We start from the raw sequence: 18855 nt of genomic DNA on the forward strand, positions 1-18855 counted from the left end.
TAATGCGCAGTCCTGTCCGGTATGCGCCTAAGCCTATATTTTTATGCTTCAAGCCATTTCATTATCTAAAAATTATCAATCTTACCAGGCCTTAAATCAGCTCAATTTAACCGTTAACCCCGGTGAAGTATTCTGTTTGCTCGGTCAAAACGGCGCTGGAAAAACCACCACCATTAATCTCTTTTTAGGTTTCATTGAACCCAGTGCAGGAAAAATCCTGATCGATAACCAAGAAATTTCCTCACACAATGATGAACGCCGCAAACACCTGGCCTACATCCCCGAAGTGGTGATGCTTTACGGAAACCTTTCGGCCATCGAAAACCTTGATTACTTTTCTAAGCTGGCAGGTTTTAAGTATGATAACCAAAGTTTAATCAATTTTTTAAATCAATGTGGTTTACAGGAAACTGCTCACAACAAACATTTATCGGGCTTTAGCAAAGGCATGCGTCAAAAAGTAGGCATCGCCATTGCACTGGCCAAAAATGCCAAGATTATATTAATGGATGAGCCGACCAGCGGACTCGATCCTAAAGCGACGGCCGAATTTACACAACTGGTTAAACAGCTGGCCGCAGAAGGCAAATCGATTTTAATGGCCACGCATGATATTTTTAATGCGGTAAACGTGGGCTCGCATATCGGCATTATGAAACAGGGCGAACTCATCCATACGCTAAAGGCCAGCGAAATCAGTGCTGCCGATCTTCAGGAATTATACTTACAAACCATTTAAAAAACGAATTCATTTCATGAACCCAACATATAGAGGTCTTTCTATTTTCCATAAGTTTGCTTTATTACTGCTTTTCAATGCAATTTGCCTATACAGTTTCGCTCAGGTGAAGGTAAGCGGAAAGGTAACCGATGCCCAGAATCAGGCCATTTACAAAGCCACCATTAAATTTAAGAATGGCAAAGATCAATTGATTACCAGCAGTGATTCGCTTGGTAATTTTTCGCTTATTTTACCCAAAACGGCTAATTATACCCTTACGATAAGTGCCATTGGCTACAGGAGTTTTAGCCAGATATACGCGATTAATACAGGCGATTTAAAACTGGATGCCATTACGCTTCAACCCAGCAATGAAGAATTGCAAACGGTGGAAGTAATTGGTACCAACGGCAAAAAATATTATGGCAATTATTCTTTCTCCGCTACTAAAACGGCCACTTTAAACAAGGATATTCCACAGGCCATTTCTTCAGTTTCGAAAGAGTTAATTGCCGACAGGCAGGCCGCGGTACTTGCTGATGCAGTAAAAAACGTCACCGGTGTATCGCAAAGCAGTTATTACAATCAATTTTCCATCAGGGGGATTAACCAGAACGAAGAAGGGGCCATTATTAACGGCATGCGTACCCATCAGTATTATTTCAACCAGCCTTTAACGAATAACCTGGAGCGGATAGAAGTGATAAAAGGTCCGGCAAGTGCTACCTTTTCGAGCGTCGACCCTGGGGGAAGCATTAACCTGGTAACTAAAAAGCCACTCACCGAAGACCGTAAAGAGATCAGCCTTTCGGCAGGAAGTTTCAGCACCATCCGTGGCGCTTTAGATTTTACAGGACCGTTAAATACAGAAAAAACGCTGCTTTACCGGCTTAACCTTGGCTACGAAGACAGTAAAAGTTTCAGAGACCTGCAATACAGAAAAGGTTATATCATCGCGCCTTCTTTCTCCTATATTCCTAACGACCGTACCAGTTTAAACGTAGAGGTGGTGATGAACAACAGCAATTCGAGGTTAGATCGCGGTCAGGCTATTTTTGGGGCCATTGCCGGACAAACGGATTTAAAAAGTACACCAATCAGTTTTAACATGGGCGCCAGCAACGACCGTTTTAACAGTCAGGATTTAATGCTGATGACTAATTTTTCGCATAGCCTTACTAAAGATATCGGAATTAATGTGGCTTACATGAAGCAAAACTGGACAGAAGATCTGTTAGAACACCGAACCACCAATGCCTTTGGGGTGGATGAAAATAACCAGCCTGTTCCTACCCTTGCGGCCATGCGTGCGGTTCAGCGACAACAAAAATGGCGTACCGATAACCTGAGCAGCTATTTTAGCATGAATGCCAATACTTTTGGATTAAACCATAAACTGGTTATAGGATACGACAGGATCAACACCCAGAAACTGCGTGGTGGTGGCGAAAATTCGGCCCAGGGATACCGTTTAAAGGATGGTACCATCGCTGCAAGATATGATCCCACCAAAAAAGACCTCTATCAGTTTAAAGTAGTAAATGGTGTAAATGCGCCAGTGCCCAATGTAGAGCACTTTAACCTGGCCAATCCAACATATACCATCAAGAATTTAAGCGATTATATTTTTACGAAAACAGAAATTCCGCCAGCCTACAACCTAATCAATGCGGTGTATCTGCAAGATCAGATCAAATATGAAAAGCTGACGTTAACGCTGGGCCTGAGACAGGAATGGTACGAAGATTACAGCAATTATAAACTCGCTACCGAAAAAAGGATCGACCAGCATAAACTTTTGCCCAGGATCGGACTTACTTATGCCATCAACCCAAATATTAACCTGTATGGAACATATTTACAGGGTTACCAGCCACAGGGCAATACTTCTACACTGGTTATTGTACCTCCGCCAGCAGGCAGCAATTTTAAACCTTTAGAAAGTGATTTAAAAGAAATCGGTGCAAAATCAGAATGGCTGAATAAAAACCTGATGGTAAATGTTTCAATTTTCGAGATTAACCAGAAAAACCTGTTGATGAATGCCAACGACCCTTTGGATGTAAACCGTTTAATTGAGCGCGGTGCGCAGCGCAGCCGGGGCATAGAGCTGGAGGCATCGGGTTTTATCAGACCAAACTGGCAGTTTAACGCGGGTTATAGTTATGTTGACGCCATTATCAAAGATGATTTTAATCCTGCCTTAATTGGCGAACGGGTACAGAATACACCAAAACACAGTGCCAGCCTTTGGACACGCTATAATTTTGAAATACAAAAGTTAAAGGGCATTGGGCTTGGTGCAGGTGTTCAATACAGCGGAGATAAACTTCCATTGTACATCAGGGATTTTGTACTTCCGGCCTATACCCTTTTTGATGCCGCAATTTATTATTCGCCTGCAGGTGCTAAAGTTCAGCTGGCTGTAAATATGAACAACATCCTTAATAAAACCTATTGGGTGGGTGCCCAAAATTACCTCCGCCTTTTTCCAGGCACGCCAAGAAACGTAATGTTTAACGTAACGTATAGAATATAATGCCGAATAGAATTATTACGATAGCCAAACAGACCTTTAAAGCAGCTTTTAATAATAAAGCCACCCTGGCCTTAACCCTTTTATTGGGTTTATCGCTTTGCCTGGCCACTTATGTAGGCTGGCAAAATTATAAAACACAGAACAATCAGCGCCTGCATTATAAAGAACTCGTGCGGGCACAATGGCTGGCAAAGCCCGATAAACACCCGCACCGGATGGCACATTACGGCTACCTCGCTTTCCGCGAAAAACACGAACTGAGTTTCTTCGATTTTGGGATCGAAAGTTTTGCGGGTGTATCGATCTTTTTAGAAGCACATAAACAGAACACGGTAAATTTCAGCGAAGCGGGTTTCTCTAATGGCATGTTGCGTTTCGGCGAAATCAGTGTGGCCATGGTGTTACAGCTGCTGGTACCTCTATTGATTTTCTTTATGGGTTACAACAGCATTTCCGCTGAAAGGGAATCAGGAACCTTAAAAATCCTGTTGTGCCAAAATGTAAGCTGGAAACAACTGCTTTGGGGCAAAACCCTGGGCATTATTGGCGTATGCCTGTCTATATTTCTTCCACTCATCCTGCTTACCATCCTACTGTGGGCATCTTTAAGCCATTGGCAGATCAGTGCCGATTCCAGTTTGCGTTTACTGGTGCTGATTTTTAGTTACGCGGTTTATTTTTTCATTGTTGCAGCACTTACCGTTTTGGTTTCGGCCTTTGTCCGCAGTTCAAAAGCAGCTTTAATTACCTTATTGTCCTGCTGGATATTTTTCATGGTAATTATGCCAAGGATAACCCAGGCTGTTGGTGTAAAAATCCACCCTTCGCCGGCTAAAATAGAATTTGCCGATGCCATTGCCAGCGATATTAGTAAACAGGGCGATAGCCACAATCCCGACGATCCGCATTATGCTGCCATTAAAGATTCCCTGCTCCAGATGTATGGTGTTGATGATGTAAAAAAACTTCCTTTTAATTATGGTGGCTACATTATGGCCGAAGGAGAAAAGATTACTTCTAAAATTTACAGCAATCACCAGAAAACACTGAATAAAACTTTCGAAAAACAGAACGAAATTACTACAGTGGCAGGTTTCTTTAATCCATATCTGGCATTAAAGCATATTTCGATGGCTTTAACCGCATCTGATTTCAACACTTTTGTCGATTTTCAGAACCAGGCAGAAGCCTATCGTTACCAGCTTGCCCAAAAGATGAATAAACTGCAGATCGAAAAGATCAGCAACATTGCGCCTGGTGAAAACGAAAAACCATTGGCCATCAGTAAGAAAAACTGGGCAGAGCAGCCCGATTTTAATTACCGTTTCGGGAAGTTGCACACCGTAATTTCAAATGAATTATTGGTACTGTGCGCTTTAAGCTTTTGGCTCCTGACCACTATTTTCTTGCTCCAATATGCCACCAGATGGATTAAAACAATATTATAAACATTTGTCGTTAAAAAAGCCACAGATTCACAGATTGTATTTTATCTGCGAATCTGTGGCGACTAAAATAAAAAATTGAAGAAAAGAAAGTTTTGCACCAAAGGTGCATAGTTTCAACTAATGAATGAGACCAATGAAACAATATATATATCAACTCGAATTTAAACTCTTTTTCAGAAATAGCCCGGCATGGATCGGGATTATTGTATTGCTGGTAACAGGCTTTGCCGGATTGTATTTTGGCAAAACATTTATAGCCAGACAACTGGCCGTAATTGAAAAAGCAGCTGTTTTGCAAAAGAAAAACACCCTCAATAATATCGATCACTTTGGTAAAGATATTGGGCTGTTTTTTTTCCACAATAAATTCTCAGTGGTCAATACACCAGATCCCTGGTCAGCATTTGCAAACGGACAAAGAGATGTAAATCCTTACCTGATTTCAGTAACTATGCTGGGTTTGGAAGGACAACTTTACGATACCGACATCAATAATCCGGTCAGTTTACTCATGGGCAATATGGACCTAAGCTTTGTTTTTATCTTCCTGTTCCCACTGGTGATTATCGCTTTTACTTACAACCTGCTTTCCGAACAGCAGGAAAGTGGCGTTTGGTCGCTGTTAAAATCGCAGACGGGGAAATCGTTTACCATTATCAGGCGAAAATTTTCAATCAGGGTAGTGGTGATTATTGGGGTAGCTATTGTATTATTTATGGTCGCAAAATTTTATTTAAACCTACCGGTCGATCTTACTTTTTTAGCTGTATTTGCCTTAACCATTTTGTATCTGTTTTTTTGGTTTGCGGTATCTTTCTTTTTCATTTCGCTCAACAAATCTTCTAATTTTAATGCTTCGGCAATGGTGGCAGTTTGGGTACTCATCTGCATCGTTATCCCGGCATCCCTCAATCTTTTCCTAACCAGGAAATATCCGATACCAGAAGCTTTACAAAATGTAATCAATCAGCGCGAGGGTTACCACGAAAAGTGGGATATGGCAAAAGAAGTAACCATGAAACCTTTTTTCGAACATTATCCACAACTTAAAAAATATCCTTTCCCGCAGGAAAAAACATTTAGCTGGTTTTGGTACTATGCCATGCAGCAAATGGGCGATGACCAGGCTTTGGAGAGCAGATTGGCCATTCAGCATAAGCTCGAATCCAGACAACACTTTACCCAAACGGTTGCTTTATTCTTCCCTCCCATACAAACCCAGTTGGGGATCAATAAAATGGCAGGATCTGACCTGGATAATCACCTGGATTTTCAGCATGCGGTTAGAAAATATCACGAACAGATCAGGCTGCATTTTTACCCTAACATTTTCCTCAACCAGGGCGTAAATGATACCGATATTAAAAATTACAAACCCGAAAAGTATATCCGGCAGCAGGTACCATCGGTTTGGGTGAATTTATTATCGATAATGCTGTTCGCCTCTATTTTAATGGTTATTTCAATTTTTAATTTTAGAAAGGCAAACCGTTTTTAGAGATAACATTTACAGATTATTGAATCTAATAATTTGTCCCGCAGATTACGCGAAGTACGCAGATTTCATTTCAGCGTAAATCATATTAATCTGCGGGATTATTGTGATCAAATTTATTCATTATAGCTGTCATCCTGAGAAACAATTTCCTTTATGAAAATCAATATTAATGACAGAAGAAACTTCGCACAATGATAAGCCGCCAAATTCGTCATTGCGAGAAGGCTTTTTCAGCCGACGAAGCAATCTTTCTAACAAAGATCGCTAGCAGGAAAGATTGCTTCCCCGAGAAATCGGGACAGGCTTTCGTTCCTCCTCGCAATGACGACCTTTCTAAATCTGTCAATGGTAGGGATAATTATTTCATAAAAGACATATTTTTTTTGCAAAATGGCAGGCTGCGCGAGATCGTCATTCCCAACCCGATAGCTATCGGGTCGATTGGGAACCGTAATGCAATCGCTTTAAGATTCCCGCCTGCGCGGGAATGACGGCGGTACTATGGAATCCTTTCAATAATAGCGCAGCGTAGGATCCCCCTAACCATAAGATGGTAACTCCTTGCAACACGGATAATTCTCAAATATCTACAAACAAAAATCTTATAATATTAATTAATAAAAAATACAATTAATACTAATTTAAAATACAAGTTAATTTTTATTAAAAATTTAATGTATTTACTTAACCTCAAATACAAATACCCAATTTCATCATATTTAAGTATTTAAACACCTTTTTATTTTAAAAAACACAAAACAATAAGCTTAAAACATACCAAAAACTAAAAAATTCGTTATAAACCACTATAAATCAGTTTATTTGTAAATTATAGGTTTAAAAAATTAATTTGCTCTTAATATACAGCTAACATTTAACTGTTTTAACAGTTCGTTTTATTAAAAAACAATAAAATATCATAATAACCAGGACTTATCTGTTCATAAAATTCATTTTTGTTCATGAATATGTTTAGGTGAGCCCTCCCGTTCAGTTCATTCATTCCCCTTTATTTAAAACAATCTGCCATAATCAATTCGTATCTTGGTCTAATTAATCATACACACTAATAGCGGCGCTAAAAAGCTGTCTTATTGTGTATTACGGCAGGCATAAAGAACCATTATGTTTCGCTTAGAAAAATCCACCAAACAGATTAGAAAGATTAAAATCTAAAGCCATGAACAAATACGCCATTATTGGAGTAACTCCATTCGAAATCCCAGATAAAAGATTGGTTTCCAATTTACAAAAAGCAGATTGCTTTCCGGTTCTCAGCCTTGGACATCGTTTAATTGAAGCTAAACATGCTATCGAATCACTTATCGCCTCCGGCATATCCGATTTTGGTGTAAGCATCAATTCAGTTGAAATGGCCGATATCACCCTTCCTGCACAGGTAAGTTTAGTAATTGCGCCTTATGATCTTTCGCTAAAAAGCAAAACAACTGCAAAAATTATCTGTCAGGTTTTCGACCTCGATTCGGCTTTAGCAGCACAAAAAAATGGGGCTACGGGTATTATAGTAAAAGGAAATGAAGGTGCCGGACGTGTGGCGTACGAATCTTCTTTTGTGCTTTTTCAACGCATTATTAAAGCAGTTAACATTCCGGTTTGGGTTCAGGGCGGTGTGGGCATCCATACAGCGGCCTCTTTAATGGCTCAGGGCGCAGCAGGCATTATTTTAGATAGTCAACTGGCTTTGTTCCCCGAGTGTTCTGCACCCGAAGATTTAAAAGCGGTTTGTGGTAAATTAAGTGGGACCGAAACAAAATTGATTGACAATTGCCGCGTATTGGCCCGTCCAAATTCACCAATATTGGCTGAAGATATAGATTATAACGGACTTCAAAAATATTTTAAAGGTTACGATCTGGAAAGCAATTATCTTCCTATGGGTCAGGATATTGCCTTATCAATTGACTTAGTTACCAAATATAAAAAGCTCGATAAATTGGTCTTCGGCATAAAAGAATCCATTTATGGCCATTTAAAACAAGCAAAAGCCATCAATGTAATTAAAGCGAATAACTCACTTGCTCAAGATTTAAACATCACCTATCCTATTGCGCAAGGTCCAATGACCAGGGTAAGCGATGTAGCGCCGTTTGCAGATGCCGTTTCGGAAGCTGGTGCCTTATCATTTATTGCTTTATCCTTATTAAAAGGAACATCGGCAACAAACCTGATTGAAGAAACCAAAAAACTGGCCGGCGAAAAAACCTGGGGTGTTGGTATTTTGGGCTTTGCACCACAAGAACTGAGAGACGAGCAACAGGAATACATTTTAGAAGCTAAACCTCCGGTTTTATTAATTGCAGGCGGACGGCCATCGCAGGCTAAGCCCTTCGAAAAAGCAGGGATCAAAACTTTTCTCCATGTACCATCTGCCTCTCTTTTGGATATGTTTTTGAAAGAAGGCGCTAAACGTTTTGTGTTCGAAGGCCGCGAATGTGGCGGTCACGTTGGCCCCCTATCCAGCATGGTATTATGGGAAAAACAGATCGAACGTTTATTAAAAGAAGAAAATCCGGAAAGCATTAGCGTTTTCTTTGCTGGCGGCATTCACGATTCTTTTTCTACTGCATTCATTTCAGTAATGGCTGCTCCTTTGGCTGCCAAAGGGATGAAAATCGGCGTTCTGATGGGCACCGCATATTTATATACTAAGGAAGCGGTAAGCACAGGTGCCATTTTAGACAAATTCCAACAGGAAGCCATGCAGGCAAACGAAACCGTGCTGTTGGAAACCGCTCCAGGACATGAAACCAGGTGTTTAAATTCTTCATTTACCACTTTCTTTAATGAAGAAAAAAAGAAACTTCAGGCAGAGGGAATGGATAAAAAAGAAATCTGGGCTAAACTCGAGTCGCTTAATGTTGGCCGTTTGCGCATTGCTGCAAAGGGAATTGAAAGACGTGGCGATGATCTGGTAAAAATCGACGAGGCAGAACAAACTGATCTGGGTATGTACATGATCGGTCAGATTGCCCCTATGCATAAAGAAGTGATGTCGTTACTCGATCTTCACCAGGATGTTGCCGATCATAATTATACACATATTTTAGACGCCAAACTTTCTTCACCTCCTGAAAATAAAACCAAAGCACTGGATGTTGCCATTGTGGGTATGGCCTGTATCTTCCCTGGGGCTAAAAACCTCGAAGAATACTGGCGCAATATCATTCTTGGCAAAGATTCGGTAACCGAAGTACCGGATGAAAGATGGAATAAAGAACTCTATTATAACCCCGATTCTACTGATGGCGATATGTCGCACTCTAAATGGGGCGGTTTTATCCCGAGGATAGATTTTGATCCCTTAGAATTTGGAATTCCGCCACAGTCGCTTGCGGCCATAGAGCCTACCCAATTGCTAACCTTAATGGTGGCCAAACAGGCGATGCAACATGCAGGTTATGCCGATGGCGGTGTAGATAACGAAAATGTTTCGGTAATTATAGGTGCCGAAGGTGGAAACGATCTGGCCAACAGCTACAGTTTTAGGGGCTTTTACAAACAGGTTTTTGGCGAAATGCCAGCTGAATTGGATGCTGCCTTACCGAAAACTACGGAAGATTCCTTCCCTGGTATTTTGGCGAATGTAATTTCGGGCAGGATTACCAACAGGCTAAATCTGGGCGGCAGAAATTATACCGTTGATGCGGCTTGTGCTTCTTCGCTTGCAGCAATCGATCTGGCCTGCCAGGAGTTATTTTTAGAGAAATCGGATATGGTTTTGGCAGGTGGAGCAGATCTTCACAACGGTATTAACGATTACCTCATGTTCTCGAGTACACATGCCCTTTCTAAAAAAGGAAGGTGTGCCACTTTTGATGCAGAAGCAGACGGAATTGCACTTGGCGAAGGTATTGCCATGATCGTATTAAAAAGACATGATGATGCTTTAAGAGACGGCGATACCATTTATTCTATCATTAAAGGTGTGGGTGGCTCAAGCGATGGCAAAAGCCTTGGTTTAACTGCGCCACGCAAAAACGGACAGGTAAATGCACTGGAAAGGGCTTATAGCCAGGCAGGGATTACGCCATCACTGGTTGGTTTGGTAGAAGCACATGGTACAGGAACCGTAGTTGGTGATAAAACAGAAATCAGCGCGCTGACCGTTATGCTTAATCAATCGGGTGCAACCGCCGGACAAACACATTTAGGCTCTGTAAAAACACAGATTGGCCATACCAAATGTGCTGCCGGAATTGCAGGTTTAATCAAAGCATCGCTATCGGTTTACCACGGCATTAAACCTCCAACCATTAACTTAAAAACCCCAAATAGTTTCTACAACGCTAAAACCAGTCCTTTCGCTTTCCACACCGAGGCTGGTTTATGGATGGAAGAAAAAAGATATGCTGGCGTTAGTGCCTTTGGTTTTGGCGGAACAAATTTCCATGCGGTATTAGAAAGCGCTCAGAACACCGAAAATAAAAATTCGATCTTAAAATCGTGGCCTTCTGAACTGTTTGTTTTCAGGGGCGATACTTACGAGGAAGCTAAAAACCGCGTAATCTCGGTAAAAAACCTCCTGGAGCTGAACGATCAGATCGAACTGAAAGATATTGCCTATAGTTTAGCCACTGCTGATACGAAACCTGTTCAATTGAGCATTGTAGCTAATCATGCAGAAGATCTGGTAATGAAAATTGATCTGGTTCTATCAGGCGTAGAAAGCAAAGACACTTACCTTACTCAAAAACAGGACGGCAAGGTTGCTTTTATGTTCCCGGGACAAGGAAGTCAAAGGGTCAACATGGCGAGAGATCTTTTCGTGGTTTTCCCTGAAATGAGAAAACTGCTAAAAGCTTATCCTGAATACGAAAAAATCCTTTTCCCAAATACGGTATTTAATGATGCGGATGCGAAAGCACAAAAAGAAAGTATAAAAGATACCCGCATGGCACAACCGTTATTGGGTATTGTAGATCTGGCCATTGCCAACTTCTTAAAATCATTGGGTATTATACCTGATATGGTTGCAGGCCACAGTTATGGCGAATTGCCAGCACTTTGTTTTGCAGGTGCTTTTGAAGAAGAAGCCCTGGTTCACTTAAGCGCAGAACGGGCAAAATCTATTTTAAATGCAGTAGAAAACGGCGATCCGGGCACCATGCTTGCTGTGAGTGCAAAACAGGAAGATCTTGCACAATATCTTGGCGATATTGCAGCTGTTTATCCCGTAAACTTTAATGCACCAACGCAATGTGTAATTGCAGGTAGCACTGCAGCCATTGGCCAATTGGCCGCGGTTTTAAAAGAAGCTAAAATATCTTTCCGTCCGCTTGAAGTGGCCTGTGCTTTCCACAGTCCATTGGTGGCCAAATCGAAACAGCTTTACCAACAAGTGCTTTCTGGCGTAAACTTTAATGATCTTAAAATTCCGGTATGGTCTAACACCACGGCGAAAGAATACCCAGTTGAGGCCGCTGCAGTTAAAGAACGTTTAACCGACCATTTAATAAAACCTGTCCTTTTTGTTGATGAGCTTAGGGATATGTATGCCGCCGGCGCCAGGGTTTTCGTAGAAGTTGGCCCTGGCAAGGTGTTAAGTGGTTTAACCAAAGCCTGCATTGGTAAAGACGAAGTGATTTTACACACCGAAGATCAGGGTCAGAATAAATTAAGTAATTTATTAGGCACTTTGGCAGGCTATATGGCTACTGGCCGCGAAATCAAACTCGAAAAATTATTCGAAGGCCGTTCTGTTAAAAGCATCAAATTGGATGAACCTTCAATTTATAAAAAAAGTCCTGCCATCTGGTATGTGAACGGTCAACACGCTGTTCCATCAACGGGTAAACTTCCGGCAAATGGTGCATCCCCTATTACTAAACCGATTATCCTTATGAATAACACCTCTACATTAACTGAAAATCAACAGGTTAATGGCTCAGCCAAAGACTTGATGATGCAGGAGTACCTGCACAGCATGAAAATGCTGATTCAGGCACAACGCGATGTGATGCTTTCCTTTTTAGGGCAGGCTCCCGCAATGCCTTCGCAAATCATTAATCAACCTTTAACATCATACCAGGCACCTCAGCCTGTCCGTATCGAAAATCAGATCACGGTAAAACAGGAAGTGCCACTGGCACAAACCATCGAAGTAATCACACCTGTTGTTGCACAAAAAGACATAAAACTGGTGCTTTTGCAGCTAGTAAGCGATAAAACCGGCTATCCACAAGAAATGTTAGGTATGGAAATGGATCTGGAAGCCGATTTAAGTATCGATTCCATCAAACGCGTAGAAATTATTGGTGCACTACGTACCGAACTGGGTGGTTTTTCTCAATTAAACCTTCCGGAAGATAAAATTATGGAGCAGCTTGCCGGACTTAAAACTTTAGCTAGCCTCGTAAACTGGATTACAGAAAATACTGAACAGCCAAAAGCGGTTAATGCACCTGCTCCAATAGCCACAGCATCAAGCCAGGCTGAACCTGCAAAATTTTCATTGGATCAGTTAAAATCGGCCATTCTGGATGTGGTGAGTGAAAAAACCGGCTACCCAAAAGAAATGTTGGGTATGGATTTAGATCTTGAAGCTGATTTAAGTATCGATTCGATCAAAAGAATGGAAATTATCGCTTCGTTAAAAGAAAAAATCGGTTTTGGTGCCCAAGGCGATCAGGCTGATGACTTAATGGAGAAACTGGCCGCAATCAAAACCTTAAATGCCCTGGTTAACTGGATTGCCGATGTTGAAGCAGAAAGCTCGGAGGTGCTTACCGAAGCAAAAAAGCTTATTGAGGAGAGCATCGATGACCAAACGGTAAAAGAAAAATTATCCCGTTTAAGATTTGAGCTAACTCCTGCTGCATTGACCATTACCGAAGCAGCCATTTTAAAAGGTCAGCGTTTTGCCTTAACTGACGATGGTGGAGGTCAGGCGATCAAAATCAAAAAAGTACTCGAAAAACATGGTGCAATTGCCGATCTGGTGAGCTTTGAAGACTCATTGGATGGCTATCAGGGCCTCATCATCCTGAACATGTTCGAAGCACAGCGAAAAGTGGGCATCCTCGATCATTTCGCCACCATTAAAAAATTAAATTTTGATACCGTAAAATGGGTATACCTGATTGCAGATACCAAACAATATTTTAACGATCAATCAGATATTTCTTTCCTGAGACATTACCAGGGTTATTCCGGTTTCTTTAAAAGTTTAGACCGTGAGTACGAACATACCAAATGCCGTTTCATCAGCCTGGAAACCAAAATGACACCTGATGAAATCACCAATATTACCTTAAACGAAATCCTGAATCCGGATAAACCTTCAGAAATTATTTACAACGACCATAAAAGACATATTATGGAACTTGTGCCACATCAATTGAGTACCGAAACCGATGCACACATCCATTTAGATAAAGATGCCGTAGTGATGGTTTTAGGTGGCGCACAAGGCATTACAGCCGAACTGATGATCCATTTCGCAAAAGATTACCCTTGCAGGTACATTTTGGTGGGCCGTTCTGCAAATCCAATAGCTTCGGCAAATGAAGCCAGTGCTTCGTTAAAAACCAAAGATGAGATCAGGCAGTACGTAATTAAACAGGGCGAGATTAAAAAACCTGCAGAGATAGAACAGGAAACCAATCGTATTTATAAAAACAACCAGATTTTACGTTGCATTGCAACTTTAGAAGAAGGTGGATCGACAGTGGTTTACGAATCGTTAGACCTTAAAGATGAAGAAGCGCTAACCCGTTTGATCAATCAGGTTTACGAAGATTATGGCCGCATAGATGGCGTGGTACATGGTGCAGGTTTACTGGAAGACAAACTGTTCCATAGCAAAACTTCTGAATCTTTCGGACGTGTTTTCGACACCAAAGTAACCCCATTAAGGGTATTGGCTGAGCAATTAAGGCCAGAAACCCAATTTGTGATCCTTTTCTCGAGCATTGCTTCTGTTTATGGAAACCGCGGGCAAACTGATTATGCCGCAGCAAACAGCGTAATGGACAAATATGCCTGGGCTTTAAAACAGAAAATCCAGGGCAAGGTAATGGCTATTAACTGGGGACCGTGGAAAGGTGCCGGTATGGTTTCGCCAACACTGGAGAAAGAATACCAGCGCAGGGGAATTGCCATGATCCCATTACAGGATGGAATGGAAACTTTCCTGAATGAACTAAAATATGGTAAAGAAAGCCAGGTATTGATCATGGCTGGAAACACCTGGACATAAAACCACGTAACTAAACTACTAGAGATCGAAAGCCCATAGGTTTTATGACCGACAAATCTATTACTATAAGCCACAGATTTACAGATTGTAAGTAATCTGTGAATCTGTGGCAAAAAATAAAATTTGCAGAAAAGAAAGTCTTGCACCGAAGGTGCATATTTCAATTGACGAATAAGACGAATGAAGAAAAGCGATGTAGCAATTATTGGAATGTCATGCATTTTTCCGGGCGCGAAAGATATGCAGACCTTTTGGGAGAACATTATCAACCGGGTAGATTCAACACAACAGGTTCCGGCCGACCGGATTGATCCTGTGCATTTCGACAAAACGGTAAGCGGGGTAGATCGTTTTTATTGTAACCGTGGCGGTTTTATTCCTGATCATCAGTTTGATCCGCAGCGCTTCGGCATTTTACCGCTGGCTGTAGAAGGTACGGAACCCGATCATCTGCTAACTTTAGATCTGGTTCATCAGGCACTCGAGGATGCATCAGTATTCGAAAAAAAATATTCCCTTGATAAAACAGGGATCATTATTGGCAAAGGAAATTATGTAGGACCCGGGGCAACCCGTGCGATCGAAATTGTAAGAACTGGTGAGCAAATTTCGAGTGTATTAAAAGATTTAATGCCGCAACTTACTGATGCAGAAATTGAAAAGGTAAAACACGAGTTTCAATTGCGTAAAGGCCGTTTCAGTGCCGATACCGCAATGGGATTGATCCCTAATTTAGTGGCTTCGTTGGTAGCCAATCGCCTTAATTTAGGCGGACTGGCTTTTACTTTGGATGCTGCCTGTGCCAGTTCACTCATCGCAGTTGATCATGGCGTGCAGGAACTGAATAGTGGCCGTTGCGATATGATTATTGCAGGCGGTGTACATTTAGGTCAGAATGCAGCCTTTTGGAGCATTTTTTCTCAATTGGGTGCTTTATCCAAACAGGAAAAAATAAAACCTTTCGATCAAAATGCTGATGGACTGATTATTGGCGAAGGTTGTGGTTTTGTGGTACTTAAACGCCTCGAAGATGCCATCAGGGATCAGGATAAAATTTACTCAGTAATTAAAGGTGTGGGCATCAGTAGCGATGGCAGCGGAACCAGCGTAATGAGTCCGTCGGTTAAAGGCCAGTTAAAAGCCATTACTGAAGCCTGGAAAAACGCAGAACTGGAAAGTAAAAATATCGGCTATTTAGAAGCGCATGGAACAGGCACCCCACTTGGCGATAAAACCGAGGTTGAAACCTTAAAACAGTTTTTCGGTCAGGATGCCGATCTGCCAAAAGCAGGTATCGGTTCTGTAAAATCGAATATCGGCCATGCCATGCCCGCAGCTGGTATTGCCGGTTTGATCAAATCAAGCTTGGCTTTGTACCATGGCATCATCCCTCCTACTTTACATTGTGATGAACCCGTTGCGCAACTGGCCGAAACCCGTTTTTCTGCTGTACAAAAAGCGATAGACTGGAACCAATCAGGTTTACCTAAACTGGCTGCCGTAAATGCATTCGGTTTTGGTGGTATTAACGCCCATGTAGTTTTAACTGCTTACGATACCCCTAAAAAAGATGAGGTATTGGTCATCGCAAGACCAAGTCATGAGGCTTTGATCGATTCGCTCGAAAACGGCGATTACAGCATTGGGAATGGAAATTTCCGTTTAGTGTTATTTAACCCCAGCCCTGAGCGGATCAAAAAAGCCCTAAAAATTGTAGCTAAAAATTCTCCATGGAGAAATAAACAGGATATCTGGTACACCAATTCGCCATTATTGGCCAACGATGGCAAAATAGCTTTCGTTTTCCCGGGTTTAGATGGACTTGCGGGTGGTGAAATTAAATCGGTAGCCGATTATTTCAACATCAGTATCGATGAAAACGAAAAACAGGACGGTCTGTTAAGCGAGGCTCTCAATATCCTCAACAAAAGCAGTGTTTTAGATCAGGCTTTAAAACAATTGGGCGTTAAATCTGATATGAACGCAGGGCACAGCCTTGGCGAATGGCTGGCTGCAAGATCTTCGGAGCTTGCGGAAGAAAGTTCGGTCATGAATTTACTGAATGTGCTTAACCCCGAAACTTTTGAACTGAAAGATTCGCGTTTTATTGCCGTGGGTTGCGGTTTAGATACACTTCAACCCATAATCGAAAGAATACCCGATTTATACCTTTCAAACGATAACTGTCCGCAACAGGTCATCCTTTGTGGAAGCAAAATTGCGCTCGACGAACTCGTTCCAATATTAAAGGTGAAACAGATTTTTCATCAGATTCTGCCTTTTCAATCAGGTTTTCACTCTCCATTTGTAGCCGATAAACTGGGTCTGATTCTCGAAGGTATGCAGAATATGCAGTTCCGAAAAACCACTACACCGCTTTGGTCGGCCACTACTTTAGAAACTTACCCAGAAGGCTTTGAAGCCATCCGTCAGTTAAGTGCCGAACACCTGATTAAACCGGTGCGTTTCCGCGAGCTTACCGAAAAATTATATGCAGAAGGTGCACGTGTTTTTATCCAGGTGGGTTCCGGTGGTTTAGTCGGCTTTATCGACGATACTTTAAGGGAAAAAGAAATCAGCACCATTAGTGCCAATGTGCCGATCCGTTCAGGCATTACGCAGTTGCAAAGGGTTTTGGCAGCACTTTTTATCGAAGGAAAAGAAATCGGCCTAAATTATTTGGGCAACATCAAATCAACCCCGCCGCAAAAAAACAAAGGCATTAAACTCGAACTGGGTTCGCCGATTATCCATAACCTGCAAACACTTAAAGGTTTAACCATTAAGCAAAGTCAACCCGTACAACCTAAAACTTTTGCGGAAGCCAAACATCCGGTTTTACAGGCTTTTAACGAGAATGTAATGGAAATGATCAATATGCAGAGCGAAATAATCGAACTATTCGAAAATGCAGCTATACAAGTCGATCAGCCGAGCAACCGGGCACCTGCTAAACCAATAAGACAAGCCTTTAGCCAAAAGCTTGATTTGAGCCTTGAGAACTGTCCTTACCTTATAGATCATTCACTATTGAGGCAGCCAAAAGGCTGGCCAACGGTAGAAGATATGGATCCGGTAATCCCGATGACCATGATTTTTGAAGTGTTTGCTGAAATCGCCAACGCGCAATCGCCGGAAGAAAAGGTACAGAAAATCATGAATATGCGGGTTTTCCAATGGATGAATGTGGTTAAACCTTTCCAGGAAACCGTAACTGGCGAATGGAAAGACGAACAAAGGGTTTACCTCAATTTAGAACGTTTTGCCAATGCGGAAGTGCAATTGGCTGCACTCTTAAATCCTGCTCCGAAAAGAACTTTCGATATTGGAAAACTACTGGATATCAACCGTACTTCCGCGCAGATTTACGATGCCCACATGTTCCACGGACCAGATTATCAGGGGATCAAAAAACTGACCGCGGTTGGCGAAAAAGGAATTACCGGTATTATTGAAGCTGCAGGCGGAAAAGGCTCATTGCTCGACAACGCTGGTCAGTTGTTTGGTTTATGGCTTCAGCTCACTTTAGAAAAAGATAGAATTGCTTTCCCTGTTAAAATTCAGGAAATAGAATTTTTCGGCGATATGGCCGACCAGCAAGGTACCTTCGAATGTACCTGCGTACTCACCGAAATAAACGATGAATTTGCCACTGCAGATATCGTAATGAAAAGAGATGGCATCACCTGGCTCATTATATCAGGCTGGCAGAACCGCAGATTGGAAATAGACGAACCGCTTTGGAATGTGTCGATGTCGCCGCTCCACAACCGTTTATCAGAAGAGGTTGCACCTGGCATTTTTCTTTTCGGCAATGCTTATTCGCGTGTAGTATCATGGGATTTTATCCTGAAAAGATATTTCAACCAGACAGAGAAAAAGCACCACAACAACCTCTTACCCAATAAAAGAAGAACCTGGATGATCAGTCGCGTGGCGGCGAAAGATGCCGTTCGGAATTTACTGAATACGCAGAAAAACCAGGCCTGTTATCCTATTACCTTCGAAATTTATTCGGATGAGCACCGCAAACCTTATGTTAAAGGTGGTTTAACAGATAATATTAACATCTCTATAGCACATAAGGGCACCGATGCAGTCGGAATAGCCCGTTTTAACGAACCTGTTGGTATCGATATCGAACATATCGAAGAACGCAGCGCAGGTTTCTTTGATCTTGTTTTTAACGATCACGAAATGGCCCTGCTCGAAAGCCGCGACAAAATAGAATGGGCAACCCGGTTCTGGGTAGCCAAAGAAGCTTATGGAAAATACCTGGGCAAAGGTTTACAGGGCAATCCCAAAGCCTATACTGTTGAAGTAATCAACGGCGAAGAACTATGCATCAATAACATCACAATCAAAACAATCAAACATAAAAACTATATCATCGGATGGACACTATAACTACGAAATTAAGCAGCGAAGAAA

The 18855-nt window shown here is 41.8% G+C and carries 6 protein-coding genes; all 6 read left to right on the top strand.

Annotated elements, in window-relative coordinates; genetic code table 11:
• Window positions 1-43: 43 nt before the first annotated feature.
• The 6 genes from H9L23_RS14825 to H9L23_RS14850 all read left to right on the top strand — a co-directional run bounded on the left by H9L23_RS14825 (window position 44) and on the right by H9L23_RS14850 (window position 18831).
• Window positions 44-739, top strand: a complete 696-nt coding sequence (locus tag H9L23_RS14825; RefSeq protein ID WP_187591145.1) for an ABC transporter ATP-binding protein — start codon at window positions 44-46, stop codon at window positions 737-739.
• Between the two features lie 16 nt (window positions 740-755).
• Complete coding sequence (locus H9L23_RS14830) at window positions 756-3260, top strand: TonB-dependent siderophore receptor (RefSeq protein WP_187591146.1); 2505 nt, start codon at window positions 756-758, stop codon at window positions 3258-3260.
• A complete protein-coding gene (locus tag H9L23_RS14835) occupies window positions 3260-4708 on the top strand; it encodes an ABC transporter permease (RefSeq protein WP_187591147.1) in 1449 nt (482 codons plus the stop codon). The genes H9L23_RS14830 and H9L23_RS14835 overlap by 1 nt, the downstream gene beginning before the upstream one ends.
• Before the next feature lie 133 nt (window positions 4709-4841).
• Window positions 4842-6206, top strand: coding sequence for a DUF3526 domain-containing protein (locus H9L23_RS14840; RefSeq protein ID WP_187591148.1), 1365 nt, complete (start codon window positions 4842-4844; stop codon window positions 6204-6206).
• A 1180-nt stretch (window positions 6207-7386) separates the two neighbouring features.
• The gene (locus H9L23_RS14845) at window positions 7387-14424 is read left to right on the top strand and encodes a type I polyketide synthase (RefSeq protein ID WP_187591149.1); all 7038 of its coding nucleotides are present in this window, start codon (window positions 7387-7389) and stop codon (window positions 14422-14424) included.
• Window positions 14425-14604: 180 nt separating this feature from the next.
• Window positions 14605-18831 carry a type I polyketide synthase gene (locus H9L23_RS14850; protein ID WP_187591150.1) on the top strand — a complete coding sequence of 1409 codons (4227 nt, stop codon included), beginning with the start codon at window positions 14605-14607 and terminating at the stop codon, window positions 18829-18831.
• Window positions 18832-18855: the final 24 nt, after the last annotated feature.

Source organism: Pedobacter roseus (assembly GCF_014395225.1).
GTDB lineage: Bacteria > Bacteroidota > Bacteroidia > Sphingobacteriales > Sphingobacteriaceae > Pedobacter > Pedobacter roseus.

Bases quoted from the DNA above. Each gene is read 5' to 3' on its own strand.
- H9L23_RS14825 (WP_187591145.1), top strand. From the start codon at position 44: ATGCTTCAAGCCATTTCATTATCTAAAAATTATCAATCTTACCAGGCC.
- H9L23_RS14835 (WP_187591147.1), top strand. From the start codon at position 3,260: ATGCCGAATAGAATTATTACGATAGCCAAACAGACCTTTAAAGCAGCT.
- H9L23_RS14830 (WP_187591146.1), top strand. From the start codon at position 756: ATGAACCCAACATATAGAGGTCTTTCTATTTTCCATAAGTTTGCTTTA.
- H9L23_RS14850 (WP_187591150.1), top strand. From the start codon at position 14,605: ATGAAGAAAAGCGATGTAGCAATTATTGGAATGTCATGCATTTTTCCG.
- H9L23_RS14845 (WP_187591149.1), top strand. From the start codon at position 7,387: ATGAACAAATACGCCATTATTGGAGTAACTCCATTCGAAATCCCAGAT.
- H9L23_RS14840 (WP_187591148.1), top strand. From the start codon at position 4,842: ATGAAACAATATATATATCAACTCGAATTTAAACTCTTTTTCAGAAAT.